Origin of the sequence: Bartonella grahamii ATCC 700132 (genome assembly GCF_000518085.1) — a bacterium.
Taxonomy (GTDB): domain Bacteria; phylum Pseudomonadota; class Alphaproteobacteria; order Rhizobiales; family Rhizobiaceae; genus Bartonella; species Bartonella grahamii.
The window spans coordinates 115,280-134,891 of sequence record NZ_JACX01000004.1; the positions used below are offsets into that span (position 1 = coordinate 115,280).

Below are 19,612 nucleotides of genomic sequence, written 5' to 3' on the forward strand. Positions count from 1 at the left end.
TTATATGATTAATGTATACAGATAACTACGATTGTATTGAACAATGCAAAGAGCAACTCCTAGAAAAGTGTGCTAGAAACAAGTCAGCAAGAGTGCTTTTTACTAAGTCAAAACGTTGCAATAGCTTTTGCATTTAAACAGATTCGTAAGAATCCCCCTGTTTTCAAGAGTTTTATCCATATACAAACGTCATTTATGATGTGGAAGCGAATAAATTTGCTTAATGTATAATGAACAAGTTTGGAATGAGAGAATATTCTGATATTCGAGGCGCTCATTTTGTGTGAGGAAATATAAATTATATTTATAAATCAATATGTTTATGTGAGGCTCGTATAGTTTATTATTTTCAGACGATACTTCGTGCCTTTGTTTATTACTCAATAAGTGATTTCTATGTTGGTAGAGTAGGGCAATTTGCTTTTATTTTAAAATTAAAAGGGCTCCAAAGCTTTATTTGTAAGGATTTTCACTTTTTATCTATAAACATATTATTTTTCTCTAGAAATTTGCAATGAAGGCACTAGGTAAAATCCATTATGGATATTTGATGAGGTTAAATTTATGAACATAAAATATTTTATTACAGCTTTTGCTACTTTTGCTTCAATTTCTATCGCTCAGGGGGCGAGTTTTTTAGCGTCTCAAAACCTTATACAGAGAGCATCTTCGGCTGTTCCTCCAATAGGTCTTTTTTCTAGTGAACAGCTTCGCAAGGTCTTATATGAAGTTTTTCAAATAGAACTTTCTTGCACAAATAACAGTGAATACATAACAGCAGCTAAGTTAGTACCTGTGTCACATTCTGGTAAAAAAAGAGGATATAATCCTAAAAAAGGACCAGGGAAAAGAGGACGGCCAAACCTATTTACACGAAGTCCAATGAGTTTTTAAAAAGTGAGAAAACAACATTGAGAGGTGTAACGTATGTTCGAGAATTGAAAAAGGAGATATTATCACCTGAAAACAGGGGGGGAGCTATTTGTTTAAAGGGTGTTATGATTGTGCATGGTGAGAATGAAGAGGATTGTTCGGAAAAGATACGAGCAGGAAGATTTCAGTGAACGAATAACACAGTATAATAGCAATCAGTCATTACAAAATTCATGGGTTTAGATGAATATAGCCTAGAGATTTTGAGTTATTTTGTTATGCCGTAAATATCGTCATTTTAAGTGTGATTATATAAGGCATGTAAAACGCCTTGATAAGTGTTTTTAGAGTACGTGGCGGGATTAATGAAGGACTTGTCTATAGGGAATCTTTGGTTAAGTGAATTACATGAATGGGAAGCTAAAAGAAACCCACTCGACAAAAATCTGGACTATTGGAAGATAGGGTCTGATAGGACGCTTCGTCCAAATCGAGAAGAAAGCCAAGTATTTATTTTAATGTTAAACTTTTGATCTTAGTGTGTTTCAAAGAATAAAACGCCATTGAGTTGCATACCTACGTGCGCTTGTTTTAAAGAAACATTTCTCAATGCTCTCAAGCCCATTTCGCGACGCCATTTATGAAGGGTATAATGGTAAACCCATTGAGTACCACTATCTTTATACTTATGAAGGGGGCAAGACGGCATTCATCACACACTTTGCTAGCTCTCAATGCTGTGACAGCCTCTGGTATGTGAGACGATTCATAAGAGGCATTTTTAGTCCTTATCTTGTACAGTTTTTATCCACACGGCTTTTCCTGCTTGTAACATGCAATCAAATGGTTTTGAGTGATTGCAACATGCTACCAGTTTGGAATGAGAGAATCTTACGATATTCGGGTTTCTTATTCAATATGCGAAATAATGAATTATGTTTATAATCAATCTATTATTCGACTTATATTTAAAAATATTTTTTATTTATCTATGATGCAATATCAGATATTTTTTCTGCCAAATTGTTTGCTCAATTAATGACTTTCAAAGCAAAGTTTGGTGTGAACACTTTAAGAAAGATCTCTCATCTTTTTTGCTTTAGGGAGAGTTTTAATATAGATGTCAGCATTTATCATACCAGTTGCCTGTCTTGAGGCATTTTTTACAGTTTAGTTTATAAAAGAGTATGAAATAGATAGCCTACAAATAAGACTGAAACCCTGAAAAAGACTTTCTATGAGGTTGAGATAAGCAAAAAATGGTAAATATTTAAAAACAATAAATGCCTAAAGTAAAAACAAAGAGCAGGCAAGTTGCATGTGATCTTGTTTCAATCCGTGGATTATTGGAAGTCTTGTTTATGTGTGATACAAGTTTATGTATGATATAAGTATCCTTTTTATGAAAAAAAACAAATACATAGACTTCACATTTTGTCATGCTAAGGATGAAGGTAAAAACATTATTTGTATAAATTTAAATAGAACGATTGCATTTGACTGTTCTTGATATTGAAAACATTAATAAGTGACATTTTTAGTTTTTTAACGGTTTCACATACTTGCTCGTTTGTAATGTATAGAGGGATGATTTTTGTTGCTTGAATATACAATGGTTTAAGATGAGAGCATTTGAATTTAATATAAAAGGATAATTTTTCATTAGACAAGAGCACATGCTTTCCACGGTGAGAACGCAGATATTTTTGAAAAATTTATAAAGAAGAGCAAATGTGACAAGAGAAAATCATTTGTGCATTGGCATAGTTCAATTCTTATTTATTAAGAGATCAAGCAATTCAGGATGCTTTCATTGGCTTTTTGTTTTTTTTATGAGTGTATCATTTTTGCTACAGATATCTGAAGTTTGGGCTCTATATGAAATGATGTGTTCAAATAAATATTCAGCTATGGAGAGAAAATATGAATATGAAATGGTTAATAACAGCTTCTGCTTTCGCTTTTGTTTCAGTTTCAGCGGCGCAAGCAGCAGATGTTATTGTTCCCCCAAGTCCAACACCTGTTGCTCCCGTTATTGTTGCTCCAACTTTTTCTTGGACAGGTTTCTACCTTGGTGGGCAACTTGGTGGTTTTTCGGGTAAAACGAAAATGGATATTCTCAGTAACGGAAAAAAGATTCCAGCGCCTGATGACCTTTTGCCTAAACTATCTGGTTTCATGGGTGGTCTTTACGCAGGTTCCAACGTTGATCTCGGCAATGGCCTTATTCTAGGTGTTGATACAGATATCATGTGGTCTAATAAAGATGACACGAAGACAGGAAACACATATGTTATTCTTCCAGATCACATAAATTATATTAAGAAGATATTAACAGAATCTGGAATTAATATTGGTAAAGATGCGCTTGAAGCTGGTGCTAAACGAACCCACAGTTTCACTTTTAAAGAAAAGTGGGCTGGTGCGACACGTGTACGTATTGGTTTTGCAGCTGAACGCATTATGCCTTATGTTGCTGGTGGTATCGCCTATACGCAGCTTCAAGATACTGCATCGATTTCAATAACAGGCAAAGATTCAGATAAAGTAATAGCTTCTGGTACCTTGTCTGATGAAACAAAGACCCTTGTTGGTTACACTCTGGGTGCTGGTGTTGATTTAGCAATGACCAATAACGTTATTGTCCGTGCGGAATATCGTTACTCTGATTTTGGTAAAAAGAAATTCTCAAATGATAAATATGAGACATCTTACAAAACCAATGATTTCCGTGTTGGTGTTGCTTACAAATTTTAACAGATGATAAGTTAAATAACAGAGGCGCTGTCTTTGACAGCGCCTCTGTTGCTATATTATCACACAATACATAATTTATTATGGATGTGGAAAGATATTATTCAGATTTTCTTAAAAAAATCATAAAAAATAAACAACAATTACATTTAAAAATCAATAAGTTATTTATATATACAGTTTGTAATTTCTCGTACAAAACGAAGCTATAAAGTGGTTTTGTCTTGGATGTGCCCTCCATTTTCTGTGACTGTATCATTTTTACTACAGCTTTTCTTTCTGTAATCTTGTAGCACTGTGCTCATAAATAAATTAGGAGCAAAGTTTATGAATATAAAATCTTTAGTAACAACTTCTGTTATCGCTATGGCAGCAGCTTCTGCAGCACAAGCTGCTGATGTTATCATCCCTCGTGAAACAGCCCCAGCAGTCATCTCAGCAGCCCCTTCATTTTCTTGGACAGGCTTTTATATCGGTGGTCAAGTTGGTAACTTTTCAGGTAAAGTTGATGAATTTGATTCAGAAACAAAAAAGAAAATTACAGATAAAGACTGGACACCTAAGCCTTCCGGTTTCATGGGTGGTATTTATGTAGGTTCCAACGTAGATCTTGGTAATGGTCTCATTCTAGGTGTTGAAACCGATGCAGTCTGGGCAGATCGCGAAGATTCAAAAACGCATTCAGCAGTTATTGGAGAAACTGGCCTTGCTGCTTTCAAAAATAAGCTTACAGCTGCTGAAGCTACATTTGCTTCAGGAAAAAATATTGATAATGTCACGAAGGATGGCAAACGTGTAGAGGGCACCTCTATAAAAGAAAAGTGGTCTGGTGCAACACGCGTTCGTATCGGTTTTGCAGCAGTTGACCGCATTTTGCCTTATTTCGCGGGTGGTATTGCTTATACGCAGCTGCAAGTGGTTAATTCCCTTAAGGCGGAAGGAGCTGATGGTGCCGAAATCGCTTCTGCTAAAATGTTTGATCAATCAAAAACAATGGTTGGTTTCACTGTAGGTGGTGGTGTTGACTTTGCAATGACAGACAATGTTCTGTTGCGTGCAGAATACCGTTACTCAGACTTTGGTAAAAAAGCATTTGTAAAGGATGAGGATAAAATAGCTTACAAAACCAATGATTTCCGTGTTGGTGTTGCATACAAATTCTAATTTCATAAAAAACGAAATAAATTTCCAAGAGGCTCTGTCAAAGACAGGGCCTCTATTATTTTCTGTTGTTATATTATCACATACCCTATATTTATTAGGGAAGTAAAAGATATTATTCAGATTTTATTAAAAAGATTTTTATAAACGACAGATAAGAATTATGACATAAAATCAATAAGTTATACGTACTTGTAACTTACAATTTCTCGTACGAAGTGAAGTTATGAAATGATTTTATCTTCCGTCATCTTTCGTTTCCTATGATTGTATCATTTTATTACTACAGCGTTTTTTCTGTAGTCGTATAACACCGTGCTCGTAAATAAATAAGAAATAAAGTTTATGAATACAAAATCTTTAGTCAAACCGTCTATTATCGCTATGGCTGGAGCGTTTACGACATAAGCTGCAGACATTATTATTCTTCGTGAAACAATCCCAGCAGTTATCACAGCCCTTTCGTTTTCTTGGATAGATTTTTATCTTGGTGGTCAAGTTAGCAACTTTTTAAGTCAAAGTTGATGTATTTGATTTAGAGACAAAAGAAAAAACTTCATAAAGGTGGACTACCTAAGCCTTCAGGTTTCATCGGTTGTATTTATTTAGGTTCCAACATAGATCTTGGAAATGTCCTCATTCTAGGTGTTGAAACCGATGCAGTCTGGGCGGACCGAGGAGAGACGAAGACGGTTTCAAAGATTCTTGCGATTAATAAATTTAATGATGTTAATGATGAATTTGAAGATGCTGGTGTTACATTGGATGAAGATGAAAAGTTTCAAAAGGGTGATACAGTAGTGTAGCACATTGGTTTTAAAGAAAAAAGGTCTGGTGAAACACGGGTTCGTGTAGGCTTTTTCGTCGCTGACCGCATTATGCCTTATGTTACTGGTGGTATTGCTTATGCGCAAATACAAAGTGTTGGTAAAGTTTCAGAAACAAAAAAGTCGGCAAATGGTAAACCGAGTAAAGCAGTTTCTGCTACGGTATTTCATAAAACAAAAGCGATGGTGGGTTTCACCCTTGGTGGTGGTATAGATTTTTCGATGACAAATCATATTCTGCTTCGTGCGGAATACTGCTACTCAGACTTTGGTAAGAAGGAATTTAAAAAGGATTACCTTAAACTAGGCTACAAAACCAACGACTTTCATATAGGTGTCGCTTACAAGGTTTAATTTAATCAAAAGTGCGATTATGAATAAAAAGTATTAATAAAAAATTAAATTTTCAAGAGATCTTGACTTTGAAAAAAGCGCTGTTTTTCTGGGTTTTTATTTGTATGACTGTGACATTTTTACTACAGCTTTTCTATCTATAATCTTGTAAGGTCATTTTATAGTTAATTTAGGAGCAAAATTATGAATACAAAATATTTAATAGCAACGTCTGTTGCCACTTTAATTTCAGCTTCTGCAGCACAAGCTGCTGATGTGATGATCCCTCATGAAGTCGCACCAGCAGTTATCGCAGCAGCCCCTTCGTTTTCTTGGACGGGTTTTTATCTTGGTGGTCAAGTTGGCAACTTTTCGAGTAAAACTAAAGTAACTATTCCAGGAGAAGAGAGAGAACTTTTCAAAAAAGATAACATACCTAGTCCTTCTGGTTTCATGGGTGGCATTTATGCAGGGTCTAACGTAGACCTCGGAAATGGTCTCATTCTCGGTGTTGAAACCGATGCAGTTTGGGCAGATCGTGAAGAATCAAAAAAAGCCCGTGAATTGACGCTTACTGAAAAAAATGCAGCAGATTTTAATGCTGCCCTTGAAAAAGCTAAGGTTGAATTAAAAGATCAGCAACAGTTTCAAAAAGATGACAAGGTAACAGAAACGCACAGTTACAAAGAAAAATGGTCTGGTGCGACACGTGTCCGTATCGGTTTTGCTGCTGTTGACCGTATTATGCCTTATGTTGCTGGTGGTATTGCCTATGCGCAGGTACAGGGCATTCAATCCGTTGCAGGAAAAGGAGAGAGAGCTAAAGTTGAGCAGAAAGCTGGCGGGGATGAAATTGTGCCAGAAGCAGGAGCTAAGCAAAGCATAGATTTGACTGGTGGTACTTGGGCTGATGACACGAAGACAATGCTTGGTTTCACTATTGGTGGTGGAGTTGACTTTGCAATGACAGACAACGTTCTTTTACGTGCAGAATACCGTTACTCCGATTTTGGTAAAAAGAAATTCGCAAACGACACACGTGAATTCAATTACAAAACCAATGACTTCCGTGTAGGTGTCGCTTACAAATTCTGATTTCGTAAAAATGAAATTAGAAGCATAAAAAATACTAAGGCCTCGTTTAACGGGGCCTTTATTTTATTAGCTCTCTATTCTATATCTCTTAATCCCTTCTATTTTTACTTGTATCATTTTGTGCTATAAGACTTTAAAGAAAAAAGTTTTATATTATAGAGGGCTAATTGGTGGTATATATGGATTTTATAGCTACTGATTACATAAAATCTTATATCACGGCTATCATTTTACGCATAAGGAAAAGTATTCAATTAATCTCAGAAATAGGAAAAGATCATAACCAGTGACTAACTTTATTCTGCATATGCCAGATTAGAGCGAGCGTATTGTGTATATCTGTTGGAGTAAGCTTTGGGAAATACAGTTTCATTGGGGAAGAATATGAAGATGTAAAGATAGAAACCAGTTTCCAACTTTACCATTTTCTTTTAATTTAGCTTTACGATTTTCAAAAGTATTTAGAGCAATGTCTTCTAAATAATGAAAATGAAGATGACGCATTGTCTTAACAGAACGCCCCAAACGGAATACACTTGTTGTTGTGTATTCACACATTTGTTTTAAAGAAATATTTTTCCAAGTACATCAAGCCCACTTCATGTCAGTATCCGTGAGTGATATAAGACGGTAAAACCTCCCAATGAAATAATATAAAGTCTATAGAGCACCACTATCTTTACACTCTTAATCAAAAGAGCCAGCTAGCATCATCATACAACTTTGCCAGCCACCAATGTTGTGGACAGACCTTGGCTGTTAAAAGCGTTCATAAGAGGCATTTAAAATTCTTTTAATGTTTTTATCCGCAGACTGTTTCCGCTATCGAGAGATATGGTTTTGATTAATAAAACATGGAACAGGTTTTAAATGATAGAATCCTAAAGTATTAGTTTTTTTATTCAACATGAAAACAATAAATTATTCTTATAAATCAAACTAATGTGTCAGGATGAAGATGTTTATGCAAAGAATCTAAAAGTTTTTTTTGTGAGTGTTTGAATAAGTCCTTTGTTTTTCTTAATTTTAGATACAAAATACTATCGCTAAAGCACCAAAAGTAGATCATGCTGATAAATAGATGAAACTTTGATGGCGCTTGGTTTAAAAAAGGCAACATTTGATTTCACTGTTTGCACAGGCATTGATTTTGCAATAACAGATGATAGTTTATTACATGCAGAATACGGTTATTCAGATTTCGGTAAAAAGAAATTTATAAAGAATATTATCATTAACAGTTATGCAAAAATTTAATGAAAATGAATCCAACTTTAAGACACATAATTCTAGTGTGATTTAGTTTACAAATTTTCATTGAATGCAAAATTAAAAGTTTAAGAAGCTTTATTTTTTTGTGAGTGTGTTATTTTTGCTACAGACCTTTCAAAAAAGATGCTCTATATACATTTCATTTTGGATATTTGGAGAGATTTTATGAATACAAAACGTTTAATAACAGCATCTATTTTTTCTTTAATTTCAACGTCTACAGCGCTAGCTGCTGATGTTATGATTCCTCATCAACCAGCACCATCGACATCTTCTGCCATTGTTGCGCCTACTTTTTCATGGACAGGTCTTTATTTAGGTGTCCAAGCTGGTGGTTTTTCGAGCAAATCTGATATGGCTCTTGTTGATCAAGAAAAGAATTTGCCACTAGATAAAGAGTTCTCTCCTAAACTTTCAGGTTTTGTAGGTGGTTTTTATGCAGGTTCTAATATTGATCTCGGTGATAACTTTATTTTTGGTGTCGATACGGATTTAATGATATCTGGTAAAAAACACACAAAGACAATTACCATAGGTGCAGCTGATAACACTACAGTAGAAAATGCAGTCGTAAGATCCCGCAGATCCACAAAACCACAAACGTCTCCAACCCCTCCAGCCCCACAAGTAGCAACAGGAACACCGGCACCAGCACCAAAAGCCGCTTCAGGAGGATCTGCAGGTGCAGGAACACCTGCAGCAAGCCCTGCGTCAGGAACAGAATCCTCCAAACAAGTGACAAAATCATCAGAAGTAAGAGGAACGCCAACGTCAGCAGAGGGCAAAACACAAGCTGTTACATCTAAACAAACCTCCTCACAGACAGAGGGAAGATCAGTGCAAGAATCGTCGGGATCATTGGCAAGATCAGATACAAGACAGCCATTGGTAGTAGTAGGGGGAAATGGATCAAATCCAGTTACACCTAAACCAACAGCTATTGGCGCAGGGGCAGGAGCAGCAGGGCAGCCATCATCGTCCTCATTGGGAAGATCAGATACAGGAGGGGCATCGTTAGGTGGGGTAGGTAGATCACAACCATCTGTGCAGTCAGCATCGCGATCAGCTACTGTATCAGTAGAGTCCGCACAAGTACAACCTACACTGGTAAAATCTAGCGTAACCGCACCAGCAGTACAGCCAGCAGCAAAAGCGCCTACATCGGTACAATCAGCATCACAACCATCAACAGCAGAAAAAACAGTACCGAGCGCACCACTTGTACTCGCGAGATCAGGATCATCCTCTGAACCAGCAAAAGCTTCCAATGGAACAAGCGGAGCCCAAAACGGAGCTCATCATGGTGCCCATGGTAGCGGAAGTGATGCTAATCCGCATGGTGCATCTCATGGAGGTGGGCATGGCTCTGGCGCTCATGCGCATGGTGCTAATCCACATGCTTCTCGTTCTCATGGTGGACAGAATATGGCTGGACACGGTGCACAAAGTACACAAGCGGTGGATAAGAACAATTCCAGTGTATATGGTATAGAACAAATGAAAAGGGTGGCTTCTGAACTTGGTCTTGATCAAGAGGATGAAGTTGAAACTTTAAATCATACTTTCAAACAAAATTGGGGTGGTGCTACACGGGTACGTATTGGTTTTGCTGCTGATCGTTTTATGCCTTATCTTGCTGGTGGTATTGCTTATGGGCAGTTCCAAGACACTATATCAATATCCGTTAAGGATGAGGATGGAAGAGTCGTTTCTTCTAAGAACTTAGCTGATGAAACAAAAACCATGATTGGTTACACACTTGGTGGTGGCGTTGATTTCTCGGTGCTGGATAATGTGATTGTACGTGCAGAATACCGTTACTCTGATTTTGGCAAAAAGAAATTTGCAAAGGAAAAATTTGAAGTTAACTACAAAACCAATGATTTCCGTGTTGGTGTAGCTTATAAATTCTAATTTTTTAAAGAGTAAATTTCTAAAAGGCTCCACTGTCAGTGGAGCCTTTATTTTTTAAAAGATCACTTTTTGGTTTCTTTTCTTGTGAATTTCATGATAAAGCCCATAGAGTGTGATGATATATTTTCCTGATCGCTGCTTAATACGAATGATAAGCTCGGCTTTCCCTATAGATAAAAACCAGAGTTGCAGGGTTCAGGGAAGTTATGCAAAAATGAAACCGTAAAAGTGGACAGGGATATTTCACAATGACTGTGAAAAATGAAACAATAGATTATTCAAAAACTCTTTATCTCCCACAGACAAATTTTCCTATGCGTGCAGGGCTTCCGCAAAAAGAGCTTGAATTGATGGCGCGTTGGGAAAATATGGGGCTTTATGCGCAATTGCGCCAACAAGCAAAAGATCGTCCATTTTATATTCTTCATGATGGTCCACCTTATGCAAATGGTCATATTCATATTGGGCATGCTTTAAACAAAGTTCTAAAGGATGTGGTTGTTCGTTCATTCCAAATGCGCGGTTTTAATGCAAATTATGTACCTGGTTGGGATTGCCATGGGCTTCCAATCGAATGGAAAATTGAAGAAAAATATCGAGCACAAGGAAAAAATAAGGATGAGGTACCTCTTAACGAGTTTCGTAAAGAATGCCGTGAATTTGCACAGCATTGGGTAACCGTTCAAAGTGAAGAATTTAAACGCCTTGGTGTCGTGGGAGATTTTAACACGCCTTATACTACAATGGCTTTTCATGCAGAAGCACGCATTGCCAGTGAATTGATAAAATTTGCTATGTCAGATCAGATTTATCGTGGTTCCAAGCCGGTGATGTGGTCTGTTGTAGAGCGTACGGCTTTGGCAGAGGCTGAGATTGAATATCATGATCATGAATCAGAGGTGCTTTGGGTTAAGTTTCCTGTCTTTGAAGCAAATTCTGATGATTTATATGGTGCTTATGTCGTCATTTGGACAACAACGCCGTGGACAATTCCAAGCAATCGTGCAGTGAGTTATTCTTCACAGATTTCTTATGGTATTTACGAAGTTGAAAGTGCTGAAAATGATTTTGGTCCTCAAGCTGGGGAAAAACTTCTCTTTGCTGATGCGTTAGCTATGAGTTGTGCAGAAAAAGCCAAACTTGTTTTGAAGCGGTTGCGTGTTATTTCTGCTGAAGAATTGAAAGCTCTTGTTCTTTCTCATCCACTCAAAGGTTTGGCTGGGGGGTATAACTTTAAAATTCCATTGCTTGATGGTTCGCACGTAACAGAGAGTGCTGGTACAGGTTTTGTTCATACAGCGCCAAGCCATGGGCGTGAGGACTTTGAAATTTGGAATGATTATAAGTCCTTACTGGAGCAAGCGGGGATTGATTCGTCTATACCATTTCCTGTTGATGATGCAGGGTTCTATACGAAAGATGTTCCAGGTTTAGGACCAGATCGTGAAGGAGGACCTGCGCGTATTATTGATGATAATGGAAAAATGGGTGATGCCAATAAAGAGGTCATTAACGCTTTAATTAAAGCAGATCGATTGTTTGCACGGGGGCGTTTAAAGCATTCCTATCCCCATAGTTGGCGTTCAAAAAAACCCGTTATTTTTCGCAATACACCACAATGGTTTATTTCAATGGATAAAGATTTTGGGGATGGTTCAACTTTACGTAGTCGGGCTTTGGAAGCTGTTTCAAAAACGCGTTTTGTGCCGTCTTCTGGGCAAAACCGCCTAGCTTCTATGATAGAAGATCGTCCTGATTGGGTTCTTTCTCGTCAGCGTTCTTGGGGTGTTCCTATTTGTATTTTTGCGAATGAGGATGGTTTTATTCTGAAAGATGAAGGTGTGAACGAGCGTATTTTACGGGCTTTTGAAGCAGAAGGGGCAGATGCATGGTTTGCTGAAGGAGCACGTGAACGTTTTTTAGGTGAGCGTGCACATGAGCCTTGGGTACAGGTTTATGATATTTTGGATGTTTGGTTTGATTCTGGAGCAAGCCATAGCTTTGTGTTGGAAGATAGGGCGGATTTGAAATGGCCTGCTGATGTTTATTTTGAAGGTTCAGATCAACATCGCGGGTGGTTCCAATCTTCTCTTTTGGAAAGCTGTGGTACGCGTGCTTGCTCTCCCTATAAGGCAGTGATCACACACGGTTTTACTTTGGATGAGAATGGTAAGAAAATGTCTAAATCTTTAGGCAATACGGTTGTTCCGCAAGAGATCATTAAAACATCTGGAGCTGATATTTTTCGTCTCTGGGTTATGACAACTGATTATTGGGAAGATCAGCGTTTAGGCAAAAAAATCCTTCAAACAAATGTGGATTCATATCGTAAATTACGCAATGCAATTCGTTGGATGCTTGGAACTTTAGCATATGATGATGGAGAAGAAATATCTTATGGCGCACTGCCGGATCTTGAAAAATTTATATTGCATAGGCTTTTTGAACTTGATCAGTTGATTAATCGCGCTTACGATGAATTTGATTTTAAAAAGATTATGCGTGCATTATTGGATTTTTCAATCATTGAGTTATCGGCATTTTATTTTGATATCCGCAAGGATTCTCTTTATTGTGATGCGCCTTCATCAAAAAAACGCAAGGCCTCCTTGCAGGTTGTCCGTGAGATTTTTGAGCGTATGGTAACATGGCTTGCTCCAATGTTACCTTTTACTATGGAGGAAGCTTGGTTAGAGCGTTACCCAGAAAGCCAATCGGTGCATTTAGAACAATTTCGCTCTGTACCAGAAGAATGGCAAAATCAATCTTTGTCTGAGCGTTGGAAAAAAATTCGGCAGGTCCGTAAAGTTGTTACAGGTGCTTTAGAGCTTGAACGCGTTGATAAGCGTATTGGATCCTCGTTAGAAGCCGCTCCTGTTGTTTTTATTTCCAATCCGGCTTTACGAGAAGCATTAGAAAATGTGGATATGGCGGAGATCTGTATTACCAGTGCACTCACAATTACGCAGGATACAATACCTTCCGATGCTTTTACTTTGAATGATGTTGAAGGTGTTGGTGTATATCCAGAGAAGGCATTAGGAAAAAAATGTGCTCGATCATGGCGTTATACACAAGATGTTGGGAGTGATCCTGCTTATCCGGATGTATCTGCTCGTGATGCAGCTGCTTTGCGGGAATTGCAGATTCTTGGCAAGATTTAAAATTTTAAATCAAAGGAAAGAAATGCAAGTAAATTTCTCATATTGATGAATATAGTTTTTTGTGGTACGAGAAAAATTCCGTTGTTTTATCTGCAGGGGGGAAATTTGTGTATGGACCGTTCTCTCATAAATAACGGGAATATTAATCAGCCATATACTTAGGAAATGGAATAGGCAGTGAGAAAACGTGAAATAAAAATATTTCCAATAGGAATTTTAGGGATGTGCTTTGTTTTAACGGGATGCAATTTATCCGCTCCTACCTATGGTACCGATAAACCAGTTTCGATCCAGTTTTTTGAAGATGTTGCTAATATTACTTCATTAACACCAACAAATAACAGCAGCCAGATTGTTATGAAACCTCATCCAAAGCTTATAATACCAAGCCCTAGTTCGCGCGGATTTTTACCGATTCCACAACAAGATAGATCTGTCAATGAAATAGCAGCATCGAAGAAGCATCAAGGAAATAAGTCTTTTCCTCACAAAGGATCGTCAGTTAATGGCGCTGGTTCAGAAAACCCTTCACAGTTGAATGCGAAGCAACGACAGGAATATTTACGTCGTCAGAGAGCACAAGTTGGAAGTTCAAAATACCGTCGCTATCTCACTGAACCACCTTTAAGTTATCGCCAACCGGCGAAAACTGCACCTATTGGTCGATAGGGAAAAGACCAAATATTTAAGGTAAAGTATTTTTCCAATTACTTATGATACCAAGCTTTTATTCACGCACAGTTATAATACTGCTGTAAGAGAGGTATTATTCTCATGAAATAGCAACATAATAACAGCATCGAGAGAATCCTTACGTGTTTCCTAACAAGAAACATTTCTCAAGCTCATTTTACAATATTGCTCATGTGAATAGTATAACGTAAAATCTATAGTGCTCTACTATCTTTATGCTAGGAAGGAGAAAGCTGATACCATCATTTTATTTTCCAGACTCCATTGTTGCGACAATTCTTGCATTTGAGAGCCTTTATAAGGGACATTTTTAGTCTTTTCTAAAACGTTCTTTATCCAGACGATAATCCGCTTATGATGTGCAAGAAAGTGATTTTTATTGATTCAATGTAATTTGAAATGAGAGTATATCTACGGTATTTTGGACTTTATATTTTATATACCAAATAATGAATTATTCTTATAAATGAATGTATCATCTAATAGAAGCAATATTCAGCATTAAAAGAGAGAAAAATGCTTCGAAATGGCTTTTGCTATATCTGTATCAGAGGAATTAATAGTCTTTTTTTGAGAAATAGGATAGTTTTTAAAGAGTGAAAGTTATGGAAGAAGAATTGTTTTTAGTATCGCTTTTGTACAAAAAAATCTTTAAGTAATTGAGCAGCTTCTTTTTCTTTAAAACCAGAATAAATCTCAGGTTTGTGATGGCAGGTTGGTTGCTGATAAAAACGTGGACCATTTTCTATAGCTCCTCCTTTGGGATCATTTGTTGCGTAATAGAGACGTCGTATGCGTGCAAATGAAATAGCAGCAGCACACATAGCACAAGGCTCAAGTGTTACATAAAGGTCGCAATCAGGAAGCCTTTCGCTTTGCAATGTTTCGCAAGCCATACGGATTGCGCGCATTTCTGCGTGTCCTGTAGGGTCATATGCAGATTTTATAAAGTTACCAGCGCGCGCAATGATAGCTTTTCCACGTGTAATGACAGCGCCTACGGGAACTTCATCTTTTTTTGCAGCCCATTGCGCTTCTAAAAGGGCTATTTCCATGGGCGTCAAAGTCATAATATTCTTTCTACTGAAGGTATAGAAAATCTAAAGGTTATCTCGATAAGAAATGCGATGGAATGAATAATTTATTACGCTTTTATAATGAAAGGAATACCTCTATTTTTTAAAGTGTTTAAAACAAACGTGCAAGTCAACAGATACATTATTGTCGTTAAAGGATAGAAAATGATAAATGATTATGCTACTTCCTTTTTCAGGATAAGCGGTATGGTGCATGTGAATAATTTTCTAAACATACTGGCAAAGATTGGTTTGAAACGCAAATGAATGAAAATAATGAGAGTGAACGAATTGCTAAAAGGTTAGCGCGTGCTGGTGTTGCTTCGCGTCGAGATGCAGAAATGATGATTGTTGCAGGTCGCATTTCTGTAAATGGTACGGTCGTGACAACGCCTGCTTTTAATGTTAGCCGCTCTGATGTTATTAAAGTTGATGGCAAACCTTTACCTCCTATAGAACGAACGCGTTTATGGCTTTACCATAAGCCAGCAGGCCTTGTCACCACGAACCGTGATCCTGAAGGCAGACCTACAGTATTTAGTAATTTACCAAAAGGAATGCCGCGTGTTCTTTCTGTTGGAAGGCTTGACATTAACACGGAAGGGCTTTTGCTTTTAACCAATGATGGAGGCTTAGCGCGTGTATTAGAGCTTCCTGTAACAGGATGGGTCCGCAAATATCGCGTTCGTGCTCATGGAAGAGTAAAGAAGAGCGCGCTGGATAACCTTAAAAATGGTATTGCGATTAATGGCATTTTTTATGGTTCGATTGAAGCATCAATTGAACGTGAACAAGGATCTAATATATGGCTTTCTGTCGCTTTGCGTGAAGGAAAAAACCGTGAAATAAAGAATGTTTTAGGGGCGTTGGGATTATCAGTTAATCGATTAATACGTGTATCTTATGGTCCATTTCATCTCTCTGATTTAGAAGAAGGAGCCGTGCAAGAGTTAAAAGGGCGGATGTTACGAGATCAGTTGGGGGAGCGTTTGATTATGCAAGCCAATGCAGATTTTGATGCTCCTATTCTTAAGCCATTTTCAAATTCTGCAGTTGTTGCAGAAAAGCAAAGCCAAAAAGATCTTTCTGTTGCAAATGATGGTTGGGTTTTCTCAAGTGAAAGGGCGATACGGCGCCGACCAAGAGATGGTTCTGTTGAACATAGTCGTGCACGATTAAGTACAAAGTCTCATGAGAATGTAAAGAAGGAGAAAAGTGAGGAAGGAAAAGCAGAGCGTTTTTTACCGCGTTCTCGCCGTGCTAATGTTTGGATGGCTCCTGGTGCACGTCCGCAGAGTACACGTAGAAAGCCTTCCTATAGTGAGGAGAAATCGCATGATCATAAGAGCGATTTGGATGGTAGAAAATCCTTTCATCGAGGCAAGGAAAAACTAAAAGAAAGTCCGTTACACAAAGAGAAGAGGGGAAGTTTTGTTCAAAAACGTGGCAAAACATCTTATGACGAGACGTATCCCTCTGGTAAGAAAAATCGCTTTTTCAAGGATAAAGAGAAAATGATAAAAAGTGGACATGAGGAGCATTCTTTTGAGAGAAAGAAAAAGGTAAAATCGTTTGGTGGTGCTATGAAAAAATCTAAACCACATAGGGATGGTGCAAAAACTTCGAAGCGATTTGGAGGTTCACGTGCGGATCATAGGCGGTAAATTTGCTGGGCGTGTTTTGTTTTCGCCTGTTAATCAGTCGATTCGCCCAACGAGTGATCGTACACGTGAAAGCCTTTTTAATATTCTTTCTAGCCGTGAAGAACAATTTTGGACCAATAAACGTATTCTTGATCTTTTTGCTGGTACTGGTGCTTTAGGCATCGAAGCACTTTCACGTGGAGCAAAGGCGGCTGTTTTTGTTGAAAACTCGGTTGAGGGACGTGGGTTGCTTCAAAAAAATATAGAAGCCTTTGAATTACAGTCGATAGGACGGATTTTGCGTCGTGATGCGACAAAACTTGGCAATATTGGCACAATGCTTCCATTTGATGTTATCTGCGCTGATCCTCCCTATAGCCGTTGTTTAGGTGAACGTGCTTTCGTAGAAGCTTTGCGAGGAGGGTGGGCAAAAGCTGATACACTCTTCATACTTGAAGAAAAGAAAGATACAATAATTCATTTACCTGATGTCTTTTATCTAGACGATGAGCGTTTTTATGGTGAGACAGCAATACGTCTCTATAAATTACGATCGCTTACATTTTGAGAAAGTTCTTGTTTTTATCCGGTAGGATGAAAAAATGCTTCTTTACAGTTTTCTTCATTTTATATGGTTTTTAAAAGGTTAAACAGAAAGTAAATAAAAGATTCTAATGTTAAAGGAATTGATGAATTTTGATTTCATTATGTTTTTTGTCTGGATCTCTCATTTTTTTGAAGTTTTTTATAGCCTCAAGAGCGAGTCTTTTACAATATACGCCCTTTAATATAGAGGGGCCATCTGTTCTTCTGTCTAGCCAAAAATTGCTTTGAGGTGTAATGCTATTGGACCTAAATTAGCAGTATGTATTGCTGCTAATTTTTGTAAGTTATATGCTGATTTGTTAATTTTAGCTACATTAAAAGTGTAACACATTGTCAAAGCTGTAATGTATTATTAGCTTTCCTATCGATGAATGTTTTTTCTTTAATAGGATATATATTTCACGACAATAGTTATGATACCTTTTTGTCTCATTTCTTTGGGCTGCACATTAATCATCAACATCTCATTAGCAGCTGAAAGCTTTCAACTATGCAGTCTGCATTTATATCCTAAATAGTGCGTAACTTTTATCTTTGTTATTGTATGAACTTAAAACAGATATTTTTTATTTAAGGTAGATAATATTGTTCATTTATCCTGAATATTTTTGTGTTTATTTTATTAATATCGCTTAGTGAGTTAATCATTACATATTAAGTAAATCTAAAAGTATTAAGTGTGTTATCGTTATTACATTTTTAAGAATAATTTTTATATTATTCTTTAGCAATAAAGCTAGATGATTTTTAAAACAGGGGAGATTATCATGTTTAAATGGATATATAGCGAAGAAATTAACACAGAAGCGAGTGCTGAGCAGATTTGGGCTATATGGGAAGATGTGGCATCATGGCCTTGCTGGGATAGTGAACTTGAGTGGGTAGAACTTTCTGGTCCTTTCAAAGAAGGCGCTATAGGACGCATGAAACCTAAAAAGGGACCTACAGTAACTTTTAGACTTGATAAAGTTATAAAAAATGTTTTCTTTTCTGATTATACTAAACTTCCTCTTACTCACATGAGTTTTGATCATGAATATATTTGTTCAAAAAAATCGGGTTCTTCAGATAACAAAATTCGTCATAGTGTAACCATGTCTGGTTTACTTTCTCCTTTCTTTGGAATGATTATTGGGTCAAAAATTAAGTTACACCTTCGTGATGCAATGATTGAAATGAGCAGACGTGCTCTTATTGAAAACAAAATCATCTCGTAAGGGGGTGCATTTATAAAGAAGTTAATACCTTTACAAAGGCGCAGAAATCTTAGCCTTGTTAGAATGAAATCAGTTATGAGTATATAGCAAATCGATGAGCTATGATTTGGTTTTTCATTAGTCGTTGAAATCGAGTCAAATCATCTGAGAAAATTAATTTTTCACCAAAGATCTTATAAGAGTCATTGAATTTTATTCAATATATAAAAGCTTATGAGGTGCGCATTTTTACTGAAAATAAAGAAAGTTGTAGAAGCTTATTTCTGCTCTTGTAAATCTGCAGGTCGGTATTGTCATGATATTTGCCACTTTCTAGTATTGCGCTAGTTTTTGATTTGAGAGCCTTGATAAAAGGCATTTTGACTTCTTCTTAAATAGTTTTTATCAGCATTACCTCTATTCATGATGTGAGAGCGAATAGTTGTGATTTCCTCAACATAAATAAGTTTAAAATAGAGAAAATTTAATGATATTTGATTCTTTTATGCAAATTACAGAACGATCAATTATAATTATAAATCAAAGTGTTTTTTTGATTAAAAGATGATGACTTTCTAAAGAGTACAGCTTTAAAAGGCTCTAAAGGATAAATAAGCTCACTCTTAATTTCCGTAAAATTAATTTCGTATCATTGTATATATTTGGTTTAAATGTTTAAAAAAGCGATTTTTTAAAATGCATACAGATATCATAGTTTCTGCAAATATTTTTGTATCTTTTAAAACAATTATGAGCGATAAACTTGTCAAAATTAATTGGAAGAATACGCTTCTTGCAGATTGTATTGAAAGATAGATACAATGTTGAGTTTCATATAAAAGTTTTATTGATTATCGTTTTATGACAATATTACACTTCTTTATTTTTTAATGGAGGGGAAAGAGGAAAGAGTATAGTTCTTAAATCAAAATCTATCCAGTATCTTAGAATTTTTGTTTCAGGAAAAAGAAGTCTGTCAAATTATGCCTGTTTAATAACAAAATA

Annotated in this window: 12 protein-coding genes and 1 pseudogene; 12 read left to right on the top strand and 1 reads right to left on the bottom strand. The window is 36.8% G+C overall.

The window, feature by feature from the left end:
- The first annotated feature begins 564 nt into the window (after positions 1-564).
- From U736_RS0101890 to U736_RS0101945, 9 genes and pseudogenes are all read left to right on the top strand, one after another.
- Positions 565-894 carry a hypothetical protein gene (locus U736_RS0101890; protein WP_012754661.1) on the top strand — a complete coding sequence of 110 codons (330 nt, stop codon included), beginning with the start codon at positions 565-567 and terminating at the stop codon, positions 892-894.
- A 1,902-nt stretch (positions 895-2,796) separates the two neighbouring features.
- Entirely contained in the window at positions 2,797-3,630 is an 834-nt protein-coding gene (locus tag U736_RS0101905) for an outer membrane protein (RefSeq protein WP_012754662.1), read from the top strand.
- A 324-nt stretch (positions 3,631-3,954) separates the two neighbouring features.
- Positions 3,955-4,791, top strand: a complete 837-nt coding sequence (locus U736_RS0101910) for a porin (protein ID WP_026500218.1) — start codon at positions 3,955-3,957, stop codon at positions 4,789-4,791.
- 342 nt (positions 4,792-5,133) lie between these two features.
- Positions 5,134-5,969: pseudogene (locus U736_RS13120) on the top strand (outer membrane protein).
- A gap of 183 nt (positions 5,970-6,152) precedes the next feature.
- Positions 6,153-7,043, top strand: a complete 891-nt coding sequence (locus U736_RS0101920; protein WP_012754664.1) for an outer membrane protein — start codon at positions 6,153-6,155, stop codon at positions 7,041-7,043.
- 1,092 nt (positions 7,044-8,135) lie between these two features.
- Positions 8,136-8,300 carry a hypothetical protein gene (locus U736_RS12115; RefSeq protein ID WP_174888839.1) on the top strand — a complete coding sequence of 55 codons (165 nt, stop codon included), beginning with the start codon at positions 8,136-8,138 and terminating at the stop codon, positions 8,298-8,300.
- Between the two features lie 180 nt (positions 8,301-8,480).
- On the top strand, positions 8,481-10,229 hold the full coding sequence (locus tag U736_RS0101935) for an outer membrane protein (RefSeq protein WP_012754665.1): 1,749 nt from the start codon (positions 8,481-8,483) through the stop codon (positions 10,227-10,229).
- A 248-nt stretch (positions 10,230-10,477) separates the two neighbouring features.
- Positions 10,478-13,393 (top strand): isoleucine--tRNA ligase, encoded by a 2,916-nt coding sequence (gene ileS / locus U736_RS0101940; protein ID WP_026500221.1) that lies wholly within the window; start codon positions 10,478-10,480, stop codon positions 13,391-13,393.
- A gap of 177 nt (positions 13,394-13,570) precedes the next feature.
- A complete protein-coding gene (locus U736_RS0101945; protein ID WP_026500222.1) occupies positions 13,571-14,062 on the top strand; it encodes a hypothetical protein in 492 nt (163 codons plus the stop codon).
- A gap of 647 nt (positions 14,063-14,709) precedes the next feature.
- On the opposite strand, the gene U736_RS0101950 is transcribed toward U736_RS0101945, so the two are convergent.
- Positions 14,710-15,156 carry a nucleoside deaminase gene (locus U736_RS0101950; protein WP_012754668.1) on the bottom strand — a complete coding sequence of 149 codons (447 nt, stop codon included), beginning with the start codon at positions 15,154-15,156 and terminating at the stop codon, positions 14,710-14,712.
- A 269-nt stretch (positions 15,157-15,425) separates the two neighbouring features.
- On the opposite strand from U736_RS0101950, the gene U736_RS0101960 reads away from it, so the two are divergent.
- From U736_RS0101960 to U736_RS0101970, 3 genes are all read left to right on the top strand, one after another.
- Positions 15,426-16,826: a pseudouridine synthase gene (locus U736_RS0101960; RefSeq protein ID WP_012754669.1), complete on the top strand. Its 1,401-nt coding sequence runs from the start codon at positions 15,426-15,428 to the stop codon at positions 16,824-16,826.
- Positions 16,807-17,373 (top strand): 16S rRNA (guanine(966)-N(2))-methyltransferase RsmD, encoded by a 567-nt coding sequence (gene rsmD / locus U736_RS0101965; RefSeq protein WP_012754670.1) that lies wholly within the window; start codon positions 16,807-16,809, stop codon positions 17,371-17,373. Before U736_RS0101960 ends, rsmD begins: the two co-directional genes overlap by 20 nt.
- 805 nt (positions 17,374-18,178) lie before the next feature.
- Positions 18,179-18,628, top strand: coding sequence for an SRPBCC family protein (locus U736_RS0101970; protein ID WP_012754671.1), 450 nt, complete (start codon positions 18,179-18,181; stop codon positions 18,626-18,628).
- The last annotated feature ends 984 nt before the right edge of the window (positions 18,629-19,612 follow it).

What these genes read in the sequence shown, in the direction of transcription:
- U736_RS0101890 (WP_012754661.1), top strand. Translation starts at nt 565, where the DNA reads ATGAACATAAAATATTTTATTACAGCTTTTGCTACTTTTGCTTCAATT.
- U736_RS0101905 (WP_012754662.1), top strand. Translation starts at nt 2,797, where the DNA reads ATGAATATGAAATGGTTAATAACAGCTTCTGCTTTCGCTTTTGTTTCA.
- U736_RS0101910 (WP_026500218.1), top strand. Translation starts at nt 3,955, where the DNA reads ATGAATATAAAATCTTTAGTAACAACTTCTGTTATCGCTATGGCAGCA.
- U736_RS0101920 (WP_012754664.1), top strand. Translation starts at nt 6,153, where the DNA reads ATGAATACAAAATATTTAATAGCAACGTCTGTTGCCACTTTAATTTCA.
- U736_RS12115 (WP_174888839.1), top strand. Translation starts at nt 8,136, where the DNA reads ATGGCGCTTGGTTTAAAAAAGGCAACATTTGATTTCACTGTTTGCACA.
- U736_RS0101935 (WP_012754665.1), top strand. Translation starts at nt 8,481, where the DNA reads ATGAATACAAAACGTTTAATAACAGCATCTATTTTTTCTTTAATTTCA.
- ileS (WP_026500221.1), top strand. Translation starts at nt 10,478, where the DNA reads ATGACTGTGAAAAATGAAACAATAGATTATTCAAAAACTCTTTATCTC.
- U736_RS0101950 (WP_012754668.1), bottom strand. Translation starts at nt 15,156, where the DNA reads ATGACTTTGACGCCCATGGAAATAGCCCTTTTAGAAGCGCAATGGGCT.
- U736_RS0101960 (WP_012754669.1), top strand. Translation starts at nt 15,426, where the DNA reads ATGAATGAAAATAATGAGAGTGAACGAATTGCTAAAAGGTTAGCGCGT.
- U736_RS0101970 (WP_012754671.1), top strand. Translation starts at nt 18,179, where the DNA reads ATGTTTAAATGGATATATAGCGAAGAAATTAACACAGAAGCGAGTGCT.